The sequence below is a fragment of the Komagataeibacter nataicola genome, assembly GCF_003207795.1.
Classification (GTDB): Bacteria; Pseudomonadota; Alphaproteobacteria; order Acetobacterales; family Acetobacteraceae; genus Komagataeibacter; species Komagataeibacter nataicola.
Map to the genome: position 1 here is coordinate 1 of NZ_NIRT01000038.1, position 19,933 is coordinate 19,933.

The 19,933-nt window shown below is 57.9% G+C and carries 14 protein-coding genes and 3 pseudogenes; 6 read left to right on the top strand and 11 right to left on the bottom strand.

Features of this window, described 5'->3' with window-relative positions:
• Positions 1-260 precede the first annotated feature (260 nt).
• Both CDI09_RS18885 and CDI09_RS14870 read right to left on the bottom strand, forming a co-directional pair.
• Positions 261-491: pseudogene (locus tag CDI09_RS18885) on the bottom strand (integrase core domain-containing protein); the annotation flags it as partial.
• 43 nt (positions 492-534) lie between these two features.
• Positions 535-1,643: pseudogene (locus CDI09_RS14870) on the bottom strand (transposase).
• 313 nt (positions 1,644-1,956) lie between these two features.
• On the opposite strand from CDI09_RS14870, the gene CDI09_RS14875 reads away from it, so the two are divergent.
• Both CDI09_RS14875 and CDI09_RS14880 read left to right on the top strand, forming a co-directional pair.
• On the top strand, positions 1,957-2,397 hold the full coding sequence (locus CDI09_RS14875; protein ID WP_167370225.1) for a glycoside hydrolase family protein: 441 nt from the start codon (positions 1,957-1,959) through the stop codon (positions 2,395-2,397).
• The gene (locus CDI09_RS14880) at positions 2,397-2,834 is read left to right on the top strand and encodes a hypothetical protein (protein WP_078526901.1); all 438 of its coding nucleotides are present in this window, start codon (positions 2,397-2,399) and stop codon (positions 2,832-2,834) included. Before CDI09_RS14875 ends, CDI09_RS14880 begins: the two co-directional genes overlap by 1 nt.
• 198 nt (positions 2,835-3,032) lie before the next feature.
• Here the strand turns inward: CDI09_RS14880 and CDI09_RS14885 are convergent, their stop codons facing one another.
• The gene (locus tag CDI09_RS14885; RefSeq protein WP_078526902.1) at positions 3,033-4,040 is read right to left on the bottom strand and encodes an aldo/keto reductase; all 1,008 of its coding nucleotides are present in this window, start codon (positions 4,038-4,040) and stop codon (positions 3,033-3,035) included.
• Positions 4,041-4,874: 834 nt separating this feature from the next.
• Between CDI09_RS14885 and CDI09_RS14890 the strand changes: the two genes are divergently transcribed.
• From CDI09_RS14890 to CDI09_RS14910, 3 genes and pseudogenes are all read left to right on the top strand, one after another.
• Positions 4,875-5,315 (top strand): glycoside hydrolase family protein, encoded by a 441-nt coding sequence (locus CDI09_RS14890; RefSeq protein ID WP_167370226.1) that lies wholly within the window; start codon positions 4,875-4,877, stop codon positions 5,313-5,315.
• Positions 5,315-5,752, top strand: a complete 438-nt coding sequence (locus CDI09_RS14895; RefSeq protein ID WP_078526904.1) for a hypothetical protein — start codon at positions 5,315-5,317, stop codon at positions 5,750-5,752. Before CDI09_RS14890 ends, CDI09_RS14895 begins: the two co-directional genes overlap by 1 nt.
• 599 nt (positions 5,753-6,351) lie before the next feature.
• Positions 6,352-7,247 (top strand): annotated as a pseudogene (locus CDI09_RS14910) (DDE-type integrase/transposase/recombinase).
• Between the two features lie 49 nt (positions 7,248-7,296).
• Here the strand turns inward: CDI09_RS14910 and CDI09_RS14915 are convergent.
• The 8 genes from CDI09_RS14915 to CDI09_RS14950 are packed head-to-tail and all read right to left on the bottom strand — an operon-like array spanning position 7,297 to position 16,145.
• Positions 7,297-8,820, bottom strand: coding sequence for a carboxylesterase/lipase family protein (locus CDI09_RS14915; RefSeq protein WP_110571395.1), 1,524 nt, complete (start codon positions 8,818-8,820; stop codon positions 7,297-7,299).
• 33 nt (positions 8,821-8,853) lie between these two features.
• Entirely contained in the window at positions 8,854-9,648 is a 795-nt protein-coding gene (locus CDI09_RS14920) for an ABC transporter permease (protein ID WP_078526910.1), read from the bottom strand.
• Complete coding sequence (locus tag CDI09_RS14925; protein WP_078526912.1) at positions 9,645-10,493, bottom strand: ABC transporter permease; 849 nt, start codon at positions 10,491-10,493, stop codon at positions 9,645-9,647. The genes CDI09_RS14920 and CDI09_RS14925 overlap by 4 nt, the downstream gene beginning before the upstream one ends.
• The gene (locus tag CDI09_RS14930) at positions 10,490-11,581 is read right to left on the bottom strand and encodes an ABC transporter ATP-binding protein (RefSeq protein WP_236944502.1); all 1,092 of its coding nucleotides are present in this window, start codon (positions 11,579-11,581) and stop codon (positions 10,490-10,492) included. Before CDI09_RS14930 ends, CDI09_RS14925 begins: the two co-directional genes overlap by 4 nt.
• The gene (locus tag CDI09_RS18620; protein ID WP_078526916.1) at positions 11,574-12,656 is read right to left on the bottom strand and encodes an extracellular solute-binding protein; all 1,083 of its coding nucleotides are present in this window, start codon (positions 12,654-12,656) and stop codon (positions 11,574-11,576) included. Before CDI09_RS18620 ends, CDI09_RS14930 begins: the two co-directional genes overlap by 8 nt.
• Positions 12,653-13,654, bottom strand: a complete 1,002-nt coding sequence (locus CDI09_RS14940) for a membrane dipeptidase (RefSeq protein WP_078526918.1) — start codon at positions 13,652-13,654, stop codon at positions 12,653-12,655. Before CDI09_RS14940 ends, CDI09_RS18620 begins: the two co-directional genes overlap by 4 nt.
• Positions 13,655-13,692: 38 nt before the next feature.
• Positions 13,693-15,135, bottom strand: coding sequence for an NAD(P)-binding domain-containing protein (locus tag CDI09_RS14945; RefSeq protein ID WP_078526920.1), 1,443 nt, complete (start codon positions 15,133-15,135; stop codon positions 13,693-13,695).
• The gene (locus tag CDI09_RS14950) at positions 15,132-16,145 is read right to left on the bottom strand and encodes a LysR substrate-binding domain-containing protein (RefSeq protein ID WP_078526922.1); all 1,014 of its coding nucleotides are present in this window, start codon (positions 16,143-16,145) and stop codon (positions 15,132-15,134) included. The genes CDI09_RS14945 and CDI09_RS14950 overlap by 4 nt, the downstream gene beginning before the upstream one ends.
• A gap of 1,291 nt (positions 16,146-17,436) precedes the next feature.
• Between CDI09_RS14950 and CDI09_RS14955 the strand changes: the two genes are divergently transcribed.
• The gene (locus tag CDI09_RS14955) at positions 17,437-19,869 is read left to right on the top strand and encodes a TonB-dependent receptor (protein WP_249034037.1); all 2,433 of its coding nucleotides are present in this window, start codon (positions 17,437-17,439) and stop codon (positions 19,867-19,869) included.
• Positions 19,870-19,933 lie beyond the last annotated feature (64 nt).

Consider the following 19,933-nt stretch of genomic DNA (forward strand, 5'->3'; position numbering starts at 1 on the left):
CTGCCATGCCTGGAACCAGCTCGTCGATCAACCATGGCGCATCATGTCAATCGGACTGCGCAATTGGGCTCATAGGTTATAGCAATCAACGGTTGGTATGAGTGCCCCCAAGGCAGCATTATTCACTTTGGTATTCTTAAATTCTAGCGGGTCAATAGGTTCGAAGGTCATGGGTGGACTCTGATCTGAATTGGTCATTGAAAATAAATGCTCTCTCTTTTTTAACCTGGCAAGTGACGTGCCCCCCTTTTTGTTACCACTCAAAAAGAGAGTTTCCGGTTTTTATGGTTTGGGGTTGATGGGATGACAAGCGTCTCGGGGGCATGCCCTCGAGACGCTTGTCTGGCGACCTGATCCGGTGTCCTGCCATCCAGTTGGGAATGTGGGCGCACCGTATTGTAGTCTTCCCGCCAGTCAGCCAGAATCTGGCGGGCATGCGTCAGGGACGTGAACAGCGTTTCGTTGAGACATTCATCCCTTAGCAGCCTGTTGGGTCGGGCATTTTGCGGCGGATAACGCCGAGGCTGACCCGGCTTATGCTGCGTGAAGCCGTGCCATTCTTTTGCAGTTGTATGCGAGAGCGACGAGTGTCCATTCGGTCGTGACTTTTGCAAGGCTGCGCAGACTGAATCTTCTGAACCCCATGATGCTTTTGATAATTCCAAAGACCGGTTCAACGGTCTGTTTTCGTAGTCTGTAAACATCTCCGGCATCTGTGGTTTCCAGCCTGTCCTTCATGGCAAGCCGCCAGGGTTCGGTTATCCGGCGTGGCTCCCTGTTTTCAGGAGGCGGCCGGAAATCATATGGTCTGCGGGCGCGAGGCCGTCCGATGGCGATCAGCGGATCAATGCCCTTTTTCCGCAATTCCCGGACTGCCTGTCCGCTGGCGTAACCTGTGTCGGCCAGCACCGTCTCCGGGAGACCGACTGTGTCTTCCATCGACAGCACAGTGCTGGCAAAGGGCGGCGCGTCCGCTGACGTGGCGACAACGTCGGTTGTCACGATCAGCTGACTGCCTTCGGCGCAGACCACGGCCTGGGCATTGTAAGCCTGCCGGAACGCGTGGGCGTCCGAACGCCGCATGAGGCGGCTGTCGGGATCGGTCAGGCTGATCTGCCGCTCAGGTGGGGTTCATCATCTGGCGGTTTCGGCGCCCGACCACGACGCCCTATTTTTGCGTCATACACCGCCTTCTTTTTCTCGTATGCCGGTCGCGCCGCCTCGGCCTGCGCCTTCGCATCTGCTTCCAGCCGGGCACAGGTTTCGTCCAGCTTCGCTTTCAGTGTTTCCCGTCGGGCAAGCTCTTCGAGCAATGCCTGCGGATCGCTGTCTGTGGCATCTGCGTGCTCCGCCTGCTCCATCAGTTTCGCGATATCTACCGCCAGTTGTTCGCGCAGCGCCCTGATCCGGTCGTAGCGCAGGGAACGGTATTTCGAAGCGTCGGCATCAATTTTCGTGCCGTCGATCGATACGACACCCAGACGCAGCAAACCCGTCTCGCGCGCCAGAAGCAGGACCTGCGCAAATGCAGCTTCAACGGCTGCGACAATGAAATGCGCCATATCATCGGTCGGAAGCCACGACTTCAGATCAGGTGGCAGAAGATACGGCTGAGACCGGTCAAACGGGATGAAGCTGCTCATCTCACCACTTTACAACTTCACCCCTTCACAGGGTACCCCAACTCGACAGGCTGCTAGGGCTACGTGCTGATTAACTTTTTAGCTTATCTGTGGCATCAAGCCACAGGGAATGAGGAAACATGTCTGGCTCAAACTGTACCTGTAATCCGTCCTACACCCGGTCATCGTCAGAATCATCACGTGCCCCAACGTGATCAGAACGTCGGCTCATGGGCGCGGCTTCATCGAACGCCACGAAGAGATGAGGGGCGTCAGCAACCGTGTGCACTGGCCGGACGGGGCGTCCGGCGTAACGCTCGGACCTGGTTATGACATGCGCGACCGTTCCCGAGCGGAGGTCGAGCAGAAATTGCGGTCCATAAAGATCACCTCCGATCTGGCGACCAAGCTAGCCGCGGGTGCTGGTCTGCGTGGCGAAGCGGCCAGGAGGTTCGCCCAGGATAACGGAAATCTCGTCGATCTGACGGACGATCAGCAGAGACGCCTTCTACAGATCAATCTCCCGAACTACGAGGCGATCGTTCGTCGGGGCACCCATGTCTCCCTGATACAAAATGAGTTCAATGCCCTCGTCTCGTTCGTCTACAATCCAGGAAGAGGTTGGCCGGGCGTCCGTGCTGCTATCAACAGCGGTGACAAACGCAAGGCCGTCATAATCATTGAGGAGCAGGTGCGCTCGAAAGGCAAGGTTTTGCAGGGCCTGGTCAAGAGACGGCACGACGAGGCCATGCTTCTGCTGGAAGGACGATATTGATGATCCGCGCTATTATCCTAAGCCTGATTTGCGCTGTCTTTATCGGCGGCACCGCACACGCGGGCGCCAGGCCGGAGTCCCTGGAGGAGCTGACCTACAATCTCAACACGGTGCTCAACGAGGAGCTCGATGGAAAGGCGTTTCTCAATGGGCGCTTGATCGTGCGCGTCGAGCGTGTTTCGACCTGTGTGTCGGCGGTCTGGACCCGCAGCGGCGATGTCGGATCGCCGCTGCGGCGCGACCTGCTGGAATGGAATAAAATGTTCGATGGCGATCCTCGGATCGAGGCTCAGTCTTACTATTTGACGTTCGTCTATGCCGACCATCGGAGCGACGATGTTGTGTCCATGCCTCTTACGGCGCATCCGGATCGTTTTGAAGATACGGCGGGTGTCCACCTCCCATCATGCCAACCGAAACGGCATCATCGCAAGTGACGATCTTTGCGCCGGGCGATCCGCCCGGAAACATAACGCTCGGCGGGTCTGCCTACATGACGGACACAAGAAGCATCATGCTAAATTCTGAAAAGTGGACGTAAGTGTCTGTATCTGCCAATCTGAAAAAAGCTGAAGAGTGCCGCCTGTGAGGGTGGTAGAAATGAGAGCCGGCCGGCCCAGATACTTGCACTGGCTCTATCTTACTCCGAGCCCAGATTTCTCGCTGTCGAGTACCGCCATCTGTTTCGGATCGTAGCGTTCCCCGGCAGCAGCCCCTTTTGGAACAGCCTGCTCGATAGCCGCCAGATCGTCGGGCGTTAGCACAAGATCAAGCGCACCCAGCGCCTCGGAGAGCCGATCGCGCCGGCGGGCTCCTACAAGTGGTACGATGTCGTCACCCTGTGCTGCCACCCAGGCGATGGCCAACTGGGCCACACTCGCATTTTTGGTGGCTGCAATTCCGCGTAATGTCTCCACGAGAGCCAGATTGCGTTCGACGTTGCCTTCCTGAAAGCGGGGGCTACGAACCCGAAAGTCCCCTGACCCTTTCGCTCCTTGCCAGTGCCCGCTGATCAGACCGCGCGCGAGCACGCCATACGCTGTTATGCCGATGCCGAGTTCACGACAGGCCGGAAGAATTCTGTCCTCGATACCACGTGAAATTAGCGAATATTCAATCTGAAGATCGCAGATCGGATGAACTGCAGCTGCGCGCCGGATGGTTTCCGGACCAACTTCGGAAAGGCCGATGTGCCGGACATAACCGGCCTGGACCATCTCGGCGATGGCTCCAATCGTTTCTTCAACCGGTACTGCCGGGTCCAGCCGTGCGGGCCGGTAGATGTCAATATGATCAAGCCCTAGCCGTTGCAGGGTATAGGCCAGGAAGTTCTTCATGGCGGCAGGCCGTGCGTCGTAGGAACCCCAGTTGCCGCCCGGATCCCGCATCGCACCAAACTTGACGCTGACGAGGAATCTATCGCGAGGAATATCCCTGATCGCCTCACCGATCAGCATTTCATTGTGGCCCATGCCATAGAAGTCGCCGGTGTCGAGAAGCGTGATCCCGGCTTCCAGCGCGGCATGGATGGTAGCGATGCTTTCTTTCCGATCAGCCGGACCATACATGCCCGACATGCTCATGCACCCAAGGCCGATTTCTGACACCTGAGGACCGCTCTCACCAAGTTGCCGCAATTTCATATTTAAGAAAAATCCCTATTTCTTGAGACAGAACCCTACCATACAGGCTACCTTTCGATAACCTCTCTTCCATGCAGCTTTTTGTCCTTTGGAACGGAACGAACTTTCCGTTTGCTGGAACAAGCGGACAGGCTGTAGTCGCCTCATGTCGGACATTTGCGGGTGTCTGAAATTTTGCGAAAGCGAACATTGGTGGAGTTCCGCCAGCCTATTTTTCCTCTGGTATCTGCGCGCGGTTTTTGCTATATATTAAATATAGTTCGGCTAGTGCTGCTCACTGATCCGGACTTTCCCACAAAATCATGATCCTCCCAAAAATCGCTATGGCAGAGCTATGGCTAAGGATCACCCACGCATACGCAAAGCCCGCCCTGACCCGGCGGGCTTTTTTTGTGTCTGCATTTCAGGACACGTCATGTCGAATACCAACCAGCATCTCGCCCTGACATGTGTCATGAGCAAACACCAACTCGTCAGCGTCGTCAGACGCTATCTGCCAAGCCAGAAACCGGGTCGAAAGTCTGGCTTCGGTCGGTTTCGGGGCTGTGGAAATGGCCGGGGCTACGCGTCTCTCTAGGGCTACGTGCTGATTAACTTTTTAGCTTATCTGTGGCATCAAGCCACAGGAAATGAGGAAGTATGTCTGGATCAAATCGTCCCTATAATCCGTCCCACACTCCGTCGCTGTCAGAATCACCACGAGTTCCCAGCGCGACTAAGACGTCGCTTCAAGGAAACGGTTTTATTGAACGCCATGAGGAGCAAAGGGGCGTCAGCAATCGTTTGCACTGGCCGGGCGGGGCGTCCGGGGTAACGCTCGGGCCTGGCTATGACATGCGCGATCGTTCCCGGGCTGAGATTGAACAGAAATTGCGGGATATCGGCATCAACTCTAGTCTGGTGTCTCGCGTGGCGGCGGGGAGCGGTCTGCGTGGCGAAGCGGCCAGGAGGTTCGCCCAGGATAACAGAAATCTCGTCGATCTGTCGGACCGTCAGCAGAGACGCCTTCTACAGGTCAATCTCCCGAACTACGAGGCGATCGTTCGTCGGGGCATCCATGTCTCCCTGACACAAAACGAGTTCGACGCTCTTGTCTCGTTCATCTACAATCCAGGAAGAGGTTGGCCGGGTGTCCGTGCTGCTATCAACAGCGGCGACAAACGCAAGGCCGTCATGACCATTGAGGAGCAGGTGCGCTCGAAAGGCAAGGTCTTGAGGGGCCTGGTCAAGAGACGGCACGACGAGGCCATGCTTCTGCTGGAAGGACAATATTGATGATCCGCGCTATTATCCTAAGCCTGATTTGCGCCGTCTTTATCGGCAGCACCGCACACGCGGGCGCCAGGCCGGAGTCCCTGGAGGAGCTGACCTACAATCTCAACACGGTGCTCAACGAGGAGCTCGATGGAAAGGCGTTTCTCAATGGGCGCTTGATCGTGCGCGTCGAGCGTGTTTCGACCTGTGTGTCGGCGGTCTGGACCCGCAGCGGCGATGTCGGATCGCCGCTGCGGCGCGACCTGCTGGAATGGAACAAAATGTTTAATGGCGATCCTCGGATCGAGGCTCAGTCTTACTATTTGACGTTCGTCTATGCCGACCATCGGAGCGACGATGTCGTGTCCATGCCTCTTACGGCGCATCCGGATCGTTTTGAAGATACGGCGGGTGTCTACCTCCCATCGTGCCAACCGAAACGGCATCATCGCAAGTGAGTACCTCTGCGCCGGGTGACCCGGCCGGAAACATAACGCTCGGCGAGTCTGCCAGAGCAGACCCCATTCAGATGGGATCATCTGAATGGGTGAAGATGCTTGCAAAAACCAAAGAAACAGAACCTTTCCGCCGAATTAGAGTTCGGTAGAAATTCTCCAGACACCGTTTATCTCCCAAAGCCGACCTTCCGCATTCCTGAAGAGTTTCGGGCGCCGCGAGGCGTAAGAAAGTCTGGGAAGACCGAACCCGCGACACCGGGACTCAGTTATAGGGAATCAGCCGCCTCCTGGATGGCGCTCGTGCCGTTTCTTGGCGCATCTGGGCGGAGAACTCGCCGTTCGACCTCAAGGATGTCCCCAAAGAACGGGGATACCGTTGGAACGGCGATCCCGGCCTGCAGCCGCGTGCTTGGTATATCGACGTTCCCGAGGCGCGACGTGAAGCTGAGCTGCACTTTTTGAGAACGGAAATCTATCGGAATGAATTTGACCCTCTGATCCGGCGGATCGATGCGTATGATCGTTTTTCAGACCGAAGCTTAGGTGTTTAGTCCCGGGGTTTGATGGTGTGTATTTTCACGCGAGTGAAAGGAAGCATTATGGGACAGATACGTCATGGTAGCGCCACGACCAAGCAATACAGCGATCGCAGGCTTCGCTCTCGGCGCCAAGCGAGAAGTTCGGGATCAATCCAGAAACGGTGGCGAAATAGCGAAAGCGTCCGACTGTCGAGGATCAGAAGGCCGGTCCCAAAGAGCCGCGTTCAACGATTCTGTCCGGGACGGACGAAGCGATGGTCGTGGCTTTCCGGCGGCATACTTTACTGCCGCTGGACGATTGCCTTTATGCATTGCAGGCCACCATCGTGTATCTGACACGCTCAGCGCTGCATCCCTGTCTTCAGCATCACGGGATTTCACGCCTGCCTGACATTGAAGGGGACAAACCGAAGCGTCAGCGCTTCAAACGCTACCCGATCGGGTTCTTCCACTTCGACAGCGCCGAGGTCCAGACCGCTGAAGGCAAGCAGCATTTTTTCGTCGCCATAGACCGGACAAGCAAGTTTGCGGTGGTGCAACTTGCGGACAAGGCCAACAGAAGAACAGCCTGGGCGTTGCTCGAACATCTTCTGCGTGCCGTGCCCTACCGGATTCATACCATCCTGACCGACAACGGCATCCAGTTCGCCGAGCAGCCTCGTAACCGCGGTATGGCATGGTCACGTTCTATGCGTTTCGACATGATCTGCGAGACCAACGGGATCGAGCATCGCCTGACAAAGTCCAATCATCCCTGGACCAATGCTCAGGTCGAGCGGATGGGCCGCACGATCAAGGAAGCCACTGTCAAACGGTTCCATCATGACAGCCATGAGCAGTTGAGAACGCACCTCAATGATCTCATGCCCTATGAATACATCTGCAGGAGCTGGATTTCAGAGCCAGAAAGATTCGTCGTCAATCCGACCTATCAAATCCCGGAATTAAACATCTAAGGGCATTGATCCACACACATGTCACGTGCGATGCGCCACCGGGCGCGTTTTAGATCGATGCCTGTCCGTCATGACCTGGCGCTACGGGCTCCCACAGCATGCAACGCTCATAAAAAGGATCGGAACGCATCTGTGTGCCGGTTGGCGTAATGTGAGCTACCTGCCGCGCCGTGGCGTTATAGGCTGCCCATGGCCCCCTAGGCAGGAAGGGGATCTTATCTTGTATGAAGGAGACCCACTGGGCATGCACCCTTGCTGCGAAAGATCTGTCCCTGACCTGAAAGCGGGGCGGGAGCCCGCCGGATGGCAGGTCGGGATTGAACCATACGCACCCCACTTCCGCACCATGAGCGGCGCCCGTTTCATCGGGGCCGATCCCGCCGAACAGATATTTGTAGACAGGCTGATACTTTGACAGCAGCAGGCCCAGCCGTGTGGTCGGGTTCTGGAAGACCAGATCACCCCCCACCGCGCGCCAGATGCCGATAACATCATGCCCCGGCAGGGCCTGGCGGTAGCGGCCGACAATTTCCGCGCCGCTCAGTCCCATGGGTTGTACGCGTTGGTCTAGCAGGGCAATGACCTGCGCCCAGCTGGCAAGATCCGGATGGGCCGTGGAATGTGTCATGTATTCCGCCGATGTGGTTCCGATCATGACCGGCACCCGTGCCATCCGGCCCTGCCGGGCCAGGGTTTCGGGGTGGTCAGGCAGGGTCGTGCCGTCAATGACGGGTTGGAACGGAATGCCCACCATGGTCACGCTGCCGTCACGCCCGAAATCATGCTGCTCGTATGATTCCTCGCAGATGCTGCGCTGCGCATGCAGCATGCGGCCGATATCCATCCCTTCCAGTTCGGCCGGATCAGGTTGGCCCAGGGCCTCCATGAAGCGCCGTGTGGTGCGTTGCCCATCATGTGGCGACAGAACCGCCGACGTGGCGCCCGACTGGATCAGCGCCCTGGCAAACAGCCCGTGGGCAGCAGGCATGGCCAGCAATGTGGAAACAGCAAAACCACCAGCCGATCGCCCGGCCAGCACGACCCGCTCCGGGTCGCCACCAAACAGGGCGATCTGATCGCGCACCCATTCCAGCGCGCTGATGATGTCAAGCAGCCCCCGGTTGGTGGGGCATGCCGCCCCCATGGGCAGGAAGCCCAGCGCCCCCAGCCGGTAATTGGCGCAGACCTCCACAATGCCGCTGCGTGCAAAGGCTCCAGTCTGGAACTGGGGTTCATTTGCCGAGCCCATGGCATAGCCGCCGCCATGCAGCCAGACCAGTACCGGCGCCCGGCCGGACAGGGCAGGGGTACGGATGTTGAGGGTCAGAAAATCCTCTCCTGCCGCAAGTGATGATGTGGCATTGCGCCCCACGGGGCCATAGGTCGGGATCTGGGGGCAGACCGCACCGGGCCGGATGCACTGGCGTATACCGGCCCATGGGGTGGGTGGACGTGGGGCGGCGAAGCGGTTTGCAGTGGATATCGGGGCCGCATAGGGCACTGCCAGGAAGGTGGCGATACCATTTTGCATGTAGCCTTCCACAATACCGGTATGAGTCGTAACCCTGACCATGGACGACCGTCCTTTCGCCTTGGAAAAAAAAGATTATGATCCGACCGCGCGCCGCAGGCTTATGCTGCGTTCGATCACAATAATGGGCAGAAGTGACACCACGATGACGATAACCGACAGTGCCGCAACCTGCGGGTCGGTGCGGAACTGGATGTATTCATAGATGGCCAGCGGCAGGGTGGTCGCATGCCGCCCCGCGATGAACAGGGCGATAACGGCTTCATCAAACGATATCAGGAATGCAATCATGCCCGCGGCCAGCATGTTGGGCCGCAGCACGGGCAGGGTGACATGCCACAGCACCTTCCCGCCCGAAGCACCGTGAACCCGTGCCGCCTCCTCCCACGCAGGGTCGATGCGGCTCAACCCCATGGAAACGATCCGCACGGTGTAAGGGAGTGTGATGCCGATATGCGCCAGAACCAGGCCGGAAAGGGTATTGAGCAGTCCTAGTGGCTGTAATGTCATCATAAGTCCCACCGCCAGCACGATATGGGGTGCCAGCATGGGAGAAAGAAAGAACCATGCGAAAACCGCCCGCCCCCGGAAGCGCCCGCGCACCAGCCCGAACGATGCCATGGTGCCCAGCACGACCGAGCAGGTCGCGGCAATGGCGCCAATGAGCATGCTGGTCAGCATGGCTTCAAAAAACACGTGGTTGCGCACCACCCCGGCGTAAGAACCCAGTGAAAGCGAACGGGGCGGGAAATCAAGATAAGGCCTTGTATCAAAGGACACGCATGCCACGACAATGATGGGTGCGAGCAAAAAGACATACAGCGCGGTAATCAGCCCGCGCCAGACAAGCGTGCGCGCCAGCGGGTTCATGCCGGATCCTCCAGTCTGCGGGCGGCACGCTGGTACAGGACGATCACGCTTCCGAACAGCGCCAGCAGCAGTGTGGACAGCGCGCCCGCCAGGGGCCAGTTCAGGGCCTGCGTGGTCTGGCTGAATATCTCGGTAGACAGCACGAATACGCGTCCGCCGCCCATCAACTGCGGAGTGACAAGCGAACTGATGCTCAGCACGAACACAAGCAGACTGGCCGTAAGCAGGCCAGGCAGGGCCAGCGGAACGGTTATGCGCATGAAAACTTTCCATAACGGCGCCCCCAGAAGGGCGGCCGCCTGTTCGAGTTCAACCGTAAGGCGCCCCATCCCCCCAAGTATGGAAATGATTGCATATGGCATCAGGATCTCGACGAGCGCCACGATGGTTGCAAAAGTACCGTTATCAAGCCGTACAGGCATGGACAGCACCCCCAGCCCCAGCAGGGTGCGGTTGATCAGCCCATGACGGCCCAGGATAACCATCCACCCGTAGGTTCGTATAACGGTCGAGGTGAGCAGCGGGGCCACCGCAAGGGCCGCCAGCGTGCCACGCCAGGGGCTGGTCGAACGTGACAGGAACAGGGCGATGGGAAAGCTCAGGGGCACCGTCAGGCAGGTCACGACAAGGCCGATCCTGACCGTCTGCCATACAACCCACCAGTAGAATCCATCCTCCAGCACCTGTGCATAGGCATGAAAGGATATCGCTGCATGGCCGGGGGGGCTGTCCGGCTCGGGCATGAACGACATATGCAGCAGCCACGCAACCGGCAGGCAGAATGTCACGACCAGCGCGACAAGGCCGGGCAGTAGCAGCATCCTGTGCATCAGGCGCGTTGTCATGGCGTGCCATCCAGTACGCGCGTCCGGTGGGCGGGCCAGTCCAGCTGCACTTCCTGCCCCCTGATGGGCAGGCGGGTGCCCGCTTCCAGCTCCGTTTCCATCAGATAGGGGCCAACACGGACCTGGCAGCCATATCGACCCCCGGTATAGGACAGATCCACCACATGACCGGTACAGGCCCGCAGTGCGTCCGTCATATCGCCCCCCATGCGCACCCTGATGGCGTGCGGGCGCACCATCAGGGTGCGGGTGCCCTGCCAGCGCTCATGCTCCGCAATGGCCAGCAGGCCCAGTTCCGGCACCTCCGCCCAGCCCGGTCGCTGCCAGAGGGCAGGCAGGAAATTGGCCCGGCCGATAAACCCGGCCACGAACCGGTTGGCGGGGCGTTCATAAATATCCTGTGGCGTGCCGATCTGCTGGATTACGCCTTCGGACATGACAGCAATCTCATCGGCGGTGGACAGCGCTTCATCCTGGTCATGTGTTACGAACAGACAGGTGACATCCATGCGCTTTTGCAGTGCGCGGATTTCGGCACGCATCGCCTCGCGCAGCTTGACATCCAGATTGGCCAGCGGTTCATCAAGCAGCAGCAGGGCCGGTTCGGTTGCCAGTGCGCGCGCCAGCGCCACGCGCTGCTGCTGCCCGCCTGACAGGGCGGAAATGCGGCGGTCCGCCAGGTTTTCCAGATGGGTCAGTTCCAGCATGCGCCGGACAGCCGCGTTGCGCTGGCTGGCGGGCATGCCCTTCATCTCAAGGCCAAACCCCACATTGCGCGCGACATCCATGTGCGGAAACAGTGCGTAGGACTGGAACACCATGCCCATCTGGCGCTGGTGGAGTGGCACATGGCCCATGTCGCGTCCACCCAGCATGACATGACCGCCCTGCGGGGGCACCAGCCCCGCGATCATGCGCAAAAGCGTGGTCTTGCCGCACCCCGATGAGCCGAGCAGGGCCAGCATGCGCCCCTTGCCCAGATCAAACGAAGCCCGGTCCACGGCGGGGCGTGGGCTGCCGGGATACTGCTTGGTCAGATCCCGGACGTGAAGAAATGCGTCTGCCGCAGGGGGGATCGTTTCAGCCACTGATGACCTCGCGCTGGATACGGCGCACCCAGTTGTTGTAGTTGCGACTGATGAACTCCCAGTCAGGATAGAGTTCACGCGCGGCGATATCGGGGCCGCCGTAAATGCGGCTGTCCAGCGCGGGTTCGAGCACCACGTCCGAATTGGTCGGCCCATAGAAGGCCGCCTGCGCGAAACGCTTCTGGACCGTGGCTGACAGGGCATGGTTTACGAAGGCGCAGGCCAGTTCCATATCGGGCGTGCCCCGGGCCACATTAAGGGTATTGATCTGCGATACGCTGCCTTCGGATGGTACCACGCCGTCTATTGGTCCCGCCTTGCGCGCGCGCATCATCTGCGTGCGGGCATTCCAGCCCACGCCAAGGGCTACCGTCTGGGCCATGACGAGTGTGTAGATGTCGGGCTGGGCGTTCCAGTTGGCAACATTCGGCGCGAACTGGCGCAGCAGGGCCAGCGCGGGATCAATCGTAACCCGATAATCCGCCCCCACGCTGCGATCAAGCAGGGGCAGCAGCACCACGCCCCGTGTATCTTCTATGGGCATGCAGACCTGATCGACCAGTTCAGGGCGGCCGAGGTCCATCCAGCTTGTGGGCGGATGATGGCCCAGAATGTCGGTGTTGTACACAAGGACCAGGTTGTCGCGCGTAAAAGCCACGCCATGGCTGGCCGCAGGCCGCCCCCAGGACGGAATGTGGCCCAGGGCGGGAACCTGCCCGATATCTAGCGGCGCGAGCAGGTCTTTCCCTGTTGCCAGGATGGAGACGGAAATATCCATGATGGCGATGTCGATATCGGTCCGGGTGCGCGCCAGGCTGAGCAGGGCAAGCGACTGGGCGGAGTTCATGACCGGGCGGTATTCGATATGCACGCCCGGCGTGGCCTGCTGGAACGGGTCGATGACACAGGCCTGAAAGGCCCGTTCAAACGGGCCGGCATAACCGGATATGGTCAGGGAACGTGTCGCACCACGGGCGCTGCCACGCGGCAGGCTTCCCGCCAGCATGGTGGCAAGGGCGGCCCTGCCCATGCTGCGTCGCGTCAGGGGCCTGCCGGTGCCGCCTTCTGGCTTCATGCGGGTGTCCAGGTTTCGCGCAGGACACGCAGCCAGTTCCCGCCCAGTATCTTTTCAATGCGTTTGACGGACCAGCCGCGCGCCAGCATGGCGGCCGTCAGGTTGGGCGCTTCGCTGATCGCGGCAAAGCCGCGTGGCTTGCGTATGGTGGTCGTGCCGAACGGGGTAAGGGTGCGCGCATATCCCTTGTCACGATTGGCCCACAGCAGCCACGGGCCGGGGCGGGGGTGGCCCGTGCTGAAATCCGTGCCAACACCGACATGGTCCTCGCCCACCAGAGCAAGAACATGGTCCATGGCATCCAGATAATCTTCTATTGTGGCGTCATTTCCTGCCCGCAGGCCCGGCGAGAACAGGCTTATGCCAATGATGCCGCCCTTGCGTGCGCAGGCTACGAACAGATGGTCCGGCTTGTTGCGCGGCACATCATGCAGGGCGCGTGGCAGGACGTGAGAAATGCAGACCGGCCGGCGGGAATGGGCAATGACATCGGCGCTTGTCTTTTCGCCCACATGGCTGAGATCGCACAGAACCCCGCAGCGGTTCATTTCCTCAATGACTTCATGGCCAAAGCCGGTCAGTCCGCTGTCATGCTTTTCCAGATAGCCCGCACCGGAATAGTTCTGGGTATTGTAGGTCAACTGCATGATATTGACCCCCAGCGCCTTGAACAGGCTGATATGATCCAGCCTGTCCTCCAGCGGCGAGGTATTCTGCCAGCCGATGCTGATGCCCGTCAGGCCCCGTGCCTTTGCAAGGGCGATGTCATCCACGGTGCGGATGGGCATGATCAGGTCCGCATTTTCATCAAACATCTGCTGCCATTTGCGCACATAGCTCATGCCATCGACAAAATTTTCCCATAACAGGGAGGCGGCATTGACCATGGTCAGCCCACCGGCGCGCATCTGCTCGAAAATCTCACGGCTCCATGCACATGTCTGGAGTCCATCAATGACAATGGCACGTTCATGAAGAATGCTGGCATCTGTCGTCATGTCTGTTCCGTTCGGCAGGCAGGATTGAAGGAATGGGGCTAGCGCCGTATCTGGGCCTCGGGCCATTCATCGCCCCGCAGTTCAGGGGTGTCGTAGTCGTGAAAGGCGCCGATATGCTTTTCGCGATCCTCGACCAGCAGGGAGGTGGCAATGCCGCGCACCAGCCGCAAAGCCGCCTCGTTCATGGCGGGCACGCCACTGGTCAGCTTGCCGTGGGACATGACGGCGTCAAAGCTGAAATCATAAATATGCGACAGCCTGGTCTGATCGGCCGGATTGCGGGCGTAGAAGGAGAAGTCGGGTGCGAGGTCAGGTGCTGCCTCCAGCGCCGGGCTTTCATGCCCCGGTTCAGGTGCATACCGGTCCCCCCAGTAACGGATCAGCCCGGCAATGGAGGCAAGTTCGGGCCGACTGGCGGGATCGCATGCAAAGCCGGTAGCGAAAATCAGGAAATCGACGGTTATCTCACCCTGGGGCGTGGTCAGCAGCAGGGTGCGCCCCACCTGGCGGACATGCCCGACAGGACAGGAAAGCCGCAGCGTGGCATTGCCGTGTCGCGAGACCCGCAGCGTGCTGTGCCGTGGTGGTGGCACGGGCTGTGCCAGGCCTACGCGCATCAACTCCCATTTTGCGTCATCAGGCAGGTTGACATAGCCCATGGCCAGACCGGCGCTGTTGATGCCCCCGAACCTGTCTATCGAGGGAAGTTGCGGGCGGCGCACGAACATGTCCACCGACGCGGCACCTGATTCGAGAGCCGCGGCGGCATTGTCCATGGCCGATGACCCGCCCCCAACCACGCCAACCCGTAGGCCCCGCAGGGCCGTAGGATCAAAAATATCGGCCGAATGCGCATACAGCGCGGGATCGATCCCTGCCATTATTGGCGGTATGAATGGCTTGCCCAGCGCATCAATCCCCATGGCCAGCACGACGCGGCGGGCAATGAGGGGGGCCTCGTCATTTTTGACGCGCACGCGGACCATGGCGTTATCGAGCGGTTCGATGGCGGTGACCTGCGCGTTATTGCGAACTGGCAGATCCAGCACCCTGCGGTACCAGCGCAGGTAATCCATCCAGGCCCGGCAGGGAATGCGTTCCAGCCTGTTCCAGGCGGGGGCGCCATGACAGGCTTCGTACCACGCCCGGAATGTCAGGGCGGGAATGCCAAGCGCCGGGCCGATGGCGGTCTTTGGGGTGCGGAGGGTTTCCATGCGGGCAAAGGTGACCCATGGCCCTTCCTGCCCTTCAGCCGCGCGGTCAAGGCAGATGACGGAACTGATTCCCTTCAGCCGGAGGGCGGCGGTCGCGCACATGCCCAGCATGCCCGCCCCGACCACGATCACATCATGCACGGGCTGGCCATCATGCGCCGCGGTGGGGGGAACCCACGCTTTGGCTGGCAGGTCGAGGGCTTCAAGCTCCCATCGCAGCCGCGTTTCCAGAAGCGGCAGGCCGGAACCGGCACCATCATGGTTCATGACACTATATCCGATGTTGCGGTGGCGCTGAACAGAAGCTCGTTCAGCTTTTCCATGTCACTTGCTTTATGCCGCCTGAAACAGGGGAGCAGATCGCGCACGGTGATCTCGATCATGTCAACCAGACGTAGCACGTCTTTCGACAGTGTCTGGTGCGCAGGCGTGATGACGCCCCATATCCACGGAATATGCATATCGATCGGACGTATCGTCGTGCCGCTGACCGGAATGCCATAGGCCGTAAGGGGGTCAACCAGCGCCACGCCCAGACCTGCCCGCGCGGCCATGATGGCGCTGAGCGACGTATTGGTCTCGATCTGGTCGCTGACAGCAACATTATGCCGCTGCAGGGCTGTATCGATAACGCCACGCAGCCGGAAAGGGTTGGCAACGGTAATGAGGTTCTGGTCATCAAGTTGCGCAAGCGAAAGCCGTTCGTGGCGCGCCAGCGGGTTGTTCTGCGCCATCACGGTTACGCATGGAGCTTCCCCGATCCATAACAGCCGTGCATTGGCGTGTTCGATCGGCAGGCTGGCCATGCCGATATTGACGGTATTGTCGATGACCGCACCCAGAACATTTTCCGAGTTCATGCTGCGGAGCATGATGCGCATGCTGTCGCCCTGCGCCTCAAGCCGGGCGATGACCGCCGGTATCAGCCCCGATGCCATGGCGGGCGGAGCCGCGATATCGATCGGCATGGAAACCTCGGTCATGGCCAGTTGCCCGGCCCGGGCGGCGATGCGGTCCATGCCGATAAAGGACCGCCGCACTTCCTCATGCAGGACAAGCGCGCGCCGTGTTGGCACAAGGCGCATCTTGGAGCGCATGAAGAGGGTAAAGCCGATTTCCTCTTCAAGTTCCAGCACAAGCCGGCTGATGGCCGATTGCGAACGCCCCAGATAACGGGCCGCAGCCGTCATGCTTCCCGTCAGGACGACTGCGTGAAAGGCCTCGATCTGCTTGGCCGTTATGTTCGGGGCCACGAGGTGGTTTACTGCATTATCCATGAGATCATCATCAGTTCATTATGCCAGACATCAAAAGCCGTTTTGACGCGAAGCCGTGCCGCACGAAGATACCGACCCGTTCCCTGCACCGGCACTTGTTGGGCAGGCTCATGCTCCTTGCACGCAGCGCATTCATGGCATGGAAACGTAACCATAGGGTATTTGCCTTCCCCTGATAAGATGATGGTCTTTACGGGCCAAACGGGTCTTGCCCCCCCATCCTTACTGTTTTGAACATGACACATGCTGAAGCGAATGGCTGTTTCAAACCGGCAGCGCCACATCCTGAGCGCCTGTCTGGCATTTGACGATTAGCGTAAGGCAGGTTTTCGGGCATATCAACAAACTTAATGCATTAAACTGATGAAACTCACGATTTTTTGCCGCCCTGATTTCCTGACATATGTATTTTCATCAGAAAATACGGAGTGTGACGGAAAGATCTGCCACCATTGTCGTTCTGCCATGGAAGGATGGTCCAGGTTGACGAGGCAGTCGATTCCATAGTTCATATTCCACTATATTATTTGTTATATGTGGTTTTCATATGAACATGCGTCTGGAATTGGTCTTTTGGCCGCGAGAAAAACTTTTTTCTCTCTCATGAGGGGCATCTGAGACCTGCATTCCATAGCCTGGAAAACAGTTGCCTCGCATCATGCGGCAGGATGGGGCGGGGGAAAGAGATGTTCTAATAACTAATTGTTATTGTTAAATTATATAAGAATCATAACGCCATAAGCTTTAGGGTCGAATCGACTTCCGCTCCCCATTAAACGGTTATAAAGCGTAATTTTTTAACCATAAAACGCAATTTTATGTATTGTATGAATTTACCTTGCGGAATGAGTGAATATACGGCATTGGGGATTCAGGAATGATGATGCGACCCGCCCGATACGGTGGGGTATCTGAACCGGAAGGATATGATTTTGGTGGCGCGGAACGGGGCAATGGAGCAATCGGTTTTTGACTCGCGTCAGGTGCGGGGCAGCAAAGCGCGCCATGCCCTTTGTATTCGGATTTCATTATATAAATCTCGAAATGTCTGGATACGATCCTGTTCAGAGGGGCATATTATGATCTTTTGGTATGATAATACTTGACCTATGCGAAAAGTTTGTATTATCGTATTGATAGTGAAATAATCTGCGTGCGATGGCGATTGTCAGTAATCGTTGATATGCCGCCATGATGTAAGTAGATACCCAGCAATATAGTTCCGAGTTTTTGCAAAAGTACCTGTCCTGATTCGTGTAAATCAAGGTGTGCTTAAGGCGGCGAGGTTCAAATGTATGATTCACGCGTAATATTTGTCGCGATTACAGCGACCTGCATTGTGTACCTGCCATCGGCGGGTCATGCAGCGGTTGACAGGTTCTCTGATGACAGTGCAGCGACGGGCCGTGCCGCCCCTGTCAAGTCCAGGGCCTCAACACGCAGGCAGCCTGCGGCACAACCTGCGGCAGAGGCCACGGGCCAGAGTGCGCAGGCCATGGGCACGCGGCCTGAAATCCTGCACGTCTCGACTAATTTCAGTGCTACGGGCGCCAGTGGCACGACCCCCGGCGGGGGCCTGCTTGCACGCCAGACCGTTCCACGTATTCAAAGTGGACTGACGCGCGATTACATTGCCAAACAATCGCCCACGACCAATACGCTCAATCTGGTCAAGATGCTGCCGGGGGCGATTGTAGCGAACTCTGATCCGCTGGGTATTTCAGACCGTACCACGCTGTCCGTACGCGGGTTGGACCAGACGGAAATCGGGTTGGTGTTTGAGGGCATGCCGGCGGGTGATCCTATCTATAACCTCGCTGATACTTCCGAATGGGTTGATAGTGAAAATATCGGACGTGTCGATCTGGCGCAGGGCACGAATGATATCGCCGCACCCGTCTATAACGCAGTTGGCGGCACGCTGACGGAAACGCTGCGCGATCCCTCTCACCATTTTGGTGGTACACTTGGCCTTTCCGGTGGTAATCATTCAACGAACAAGGATTTCATCCGCTTCGATACGGGTGATATCGGTCGCACCGGTGTGCGGGCGTTCGCCTCGTTCTCCTATACCCAGAACAACAACTGGCGTGGGCCGGGTGGCAATTCGCGCTTTCATGTCGATGCCAAACTGGTAAAGGACTGGGGGCGGCATGGTCGTTCTTCGGCCGTATTTACCTGGAATCAGGTGAATGTAGACCCCCTGACATATCCAACCCTGGCGCAATGGCAGGAATACGGGAAGTCCTACAACTATTCAGGATCATACACGCCAGGAACAACAAATTATTACAAGCTGTACCATTACCAGCGCACGTCACTCATGCTGTCGCTTCCCAACCATTTTGATGTGAACAGGGCGCTGTCCATTGATTTTACGCCATACTACCAGTGGATGAGCGGCCTGGTGCCGGGGGGTGCCACACTGTCTGATTCGAGCGGCATATATTATGGTGATCAGAAGGCAACGCCGATCGATCTTCCATATGCGACAAGAACCGGAACCTCTACGGTGGCATCAAATGCCTATTCCGGCACATATAATACAGGGTTCAACGGTTACCTGACCCTTCATACCGGCATCAACCAGTTGCGGATGGGTTACTGGTACAGCAATCTGACGAAAGATTCGCTCTATTATTACAGCCTGGTCAACAATGCCGGGCAGATCGACCATAATCCGCTGCACACGGCGGGTGGTGACGTGCTTGCCTATCGTAACTTCCATATGTACCAGCAGGTCAATGGTTTCTTCATTGAAGATACGCTGTCCCTGCTGCATGACCGTCTGCATCTGACTGCGGGTTTCAAGGAAGTGCTCCTGACCCGGCAGGGGACCAATGCCCTGCCCGGCGCCCAGTATTCATGGACCAGCAACGACGCGCAGCCACTCCCGCGCGTGGCCATAAACTACGCGATTGATAAACATAACCAGATATTCATAAGCGGAAACACCAACTTCCATGCACCATCGTCGGATGTGCCATATTTTGACAGCTTCAGCGTCACCACGGGTGCCCTTTCCAGTAAGGGTAGTAATAGCCTGAAAGATGAGTATTCCATATCAGAAGAAATTGGATATCGATACTCTGGCCTTTTCAATTTCTCTCTGGGCCTGTTCAATTACAATTTCACAAACCGACAGATTTCAACAACCGAATATCTGTACGGTGCGCCAACGTCCGTTTACATCAATGCCGGTGGCCAGACTTCGCGCGGTATCGAAGCAGAATTCGGTCTCAGGCCATGGCATCATTTCAGCCCCTATATTTCAGGCCAATACCTGCATGCCACGATCGACAACAACCTGAAGGTTGGCAACGATTACCTGCCAACGGCCGGCAAGGAAGCCGTGATGAGCCCCAAGTTTTCCGGCGCCATCGGCATTTCCTACGATAACGGTCACTTTTTTGGCAACATGTCGTTCAACTACGTTGATTCGCAATACGCCACTTTCATGAATGACCAGAGTATTCCTGCCCGCAAGACAGCGGATATTACCCTTGGCTATCGCCTGAAAGGCAACAACTACATCAAGAAGCCCGAAATGCAGGTCAATCTGATCAATGTGGGTGACAGTAACTACCTGTCCGGCATCTATACGGTTCGCCCCAATGCCAAGACCACGACCGGTGTAAACGGCACCCAGATTGCTGGTGCCAGTCCTGCCTATTATCTGGGTGGCGGCTTTGCAGTCGTGGCAACCTTTACATCAGGTTTCTGACAGTCATGCGCTCAGGCCCGCGTGGGTACAGGCCTGGTCCACCACGGGCGTACACATCAGGGAA

Excerpts from the sequence above, each read along its gene's own strand:
- CDI09_RS14875 (WP_167370225.1), top strand. The coding sequence starts at position 1,957 with ATGCGCGACCGTTCCCGAGCGGAGGTCGAGCAGAAATTGCGGTCCATA.
- CDI09_RS14880 (WP_078526901.1), top strand. The coding sequence starts at position 2,397 with ATGATCCGCGCTATTATCCTAAGCCTGATTTGCGCTGTCTTTATCGGC.
- CDI09_RS14885 (WP_078526902.1), bottom strand. The coding sequence starts at position 4,040 with ATGAAATTGCGGCAACTTGGTGAGAGCGGTCCTCAGGTGTCAGAAATC.
- CDI09_RS14890 (WP_167370226.1), top strand. The coding sequence starts at position 4,875 with ATGCGCGATCGTTCCCGGGCTGAGATTGAACAGAAATTGCGGGATATC.
- CDI09_RS14895 (WP_078526904.1), top strand. The coding sequence starts at position 5,315 with ATGATCCGCGCTATTATCCTAAGCCTGATTTGCGCCGTCTTTATCGGC.
- CDI09_RS14915 (WP_110571395.1), bottom strand. The coding sequence starts at position 8,820 with ATGGTCAGGGTTACGACTCATACCGGTATTGTGGAAGGCTACATGCAA.
- CDI09_RS14920 (WP_078526910.1), bottom strand. The coding sequence starts at position 9,648 with ATGAACCCGCTGGCGCGCACGCTTGTCTGGCGCGGGCTGATTACCGCG.
- CDI09_RS14925 (WP_078526912.1), bottom strand. The coding sequence starts at position 10,493 with ATGACAACGCGCCTGATGCACAGGATGCTGCTACTGCCCGGCCTTGTC.
- CDI09_RS18620 (WP_078526916.1), bottom strand. The coding sequence starts at position 12,656 with ATGAAGCCAGAAGGCGGCACCGGCAGGCCCCTGACGCGACGCAGCATG.
- CDI09_RS14940 (WP_078526918.1), bottom strand. The coding sequence starts at position 13,654 with ATGACGACAGATGCCAGCATTCTTCATGAACGTGCCATTGTCATTGAT.
- CDI09_RS14945 (WP_078526920.1), bottom strand. The coding sequence starts at position 15,135 with ATGAACCATGATGGTGCCGGTTCCGGCCTGCCGCTTCTGGAAACGCGG.
- CDI09_RS14950 (WP_078526922.1), bottom strand. The coding sequence starts at position 16,145 with ATGGATAATGCAGTAAACCACCTCGTGGCCCCGAACATAACGGCCAAG.
- CDI09_RS14955 (WP_249034037.1), top strand. The coding sequence starts at position 17,437 with ATGTATGATTCACGCGTAATATTTGTCGCGATTACAGCGACCTGCATT.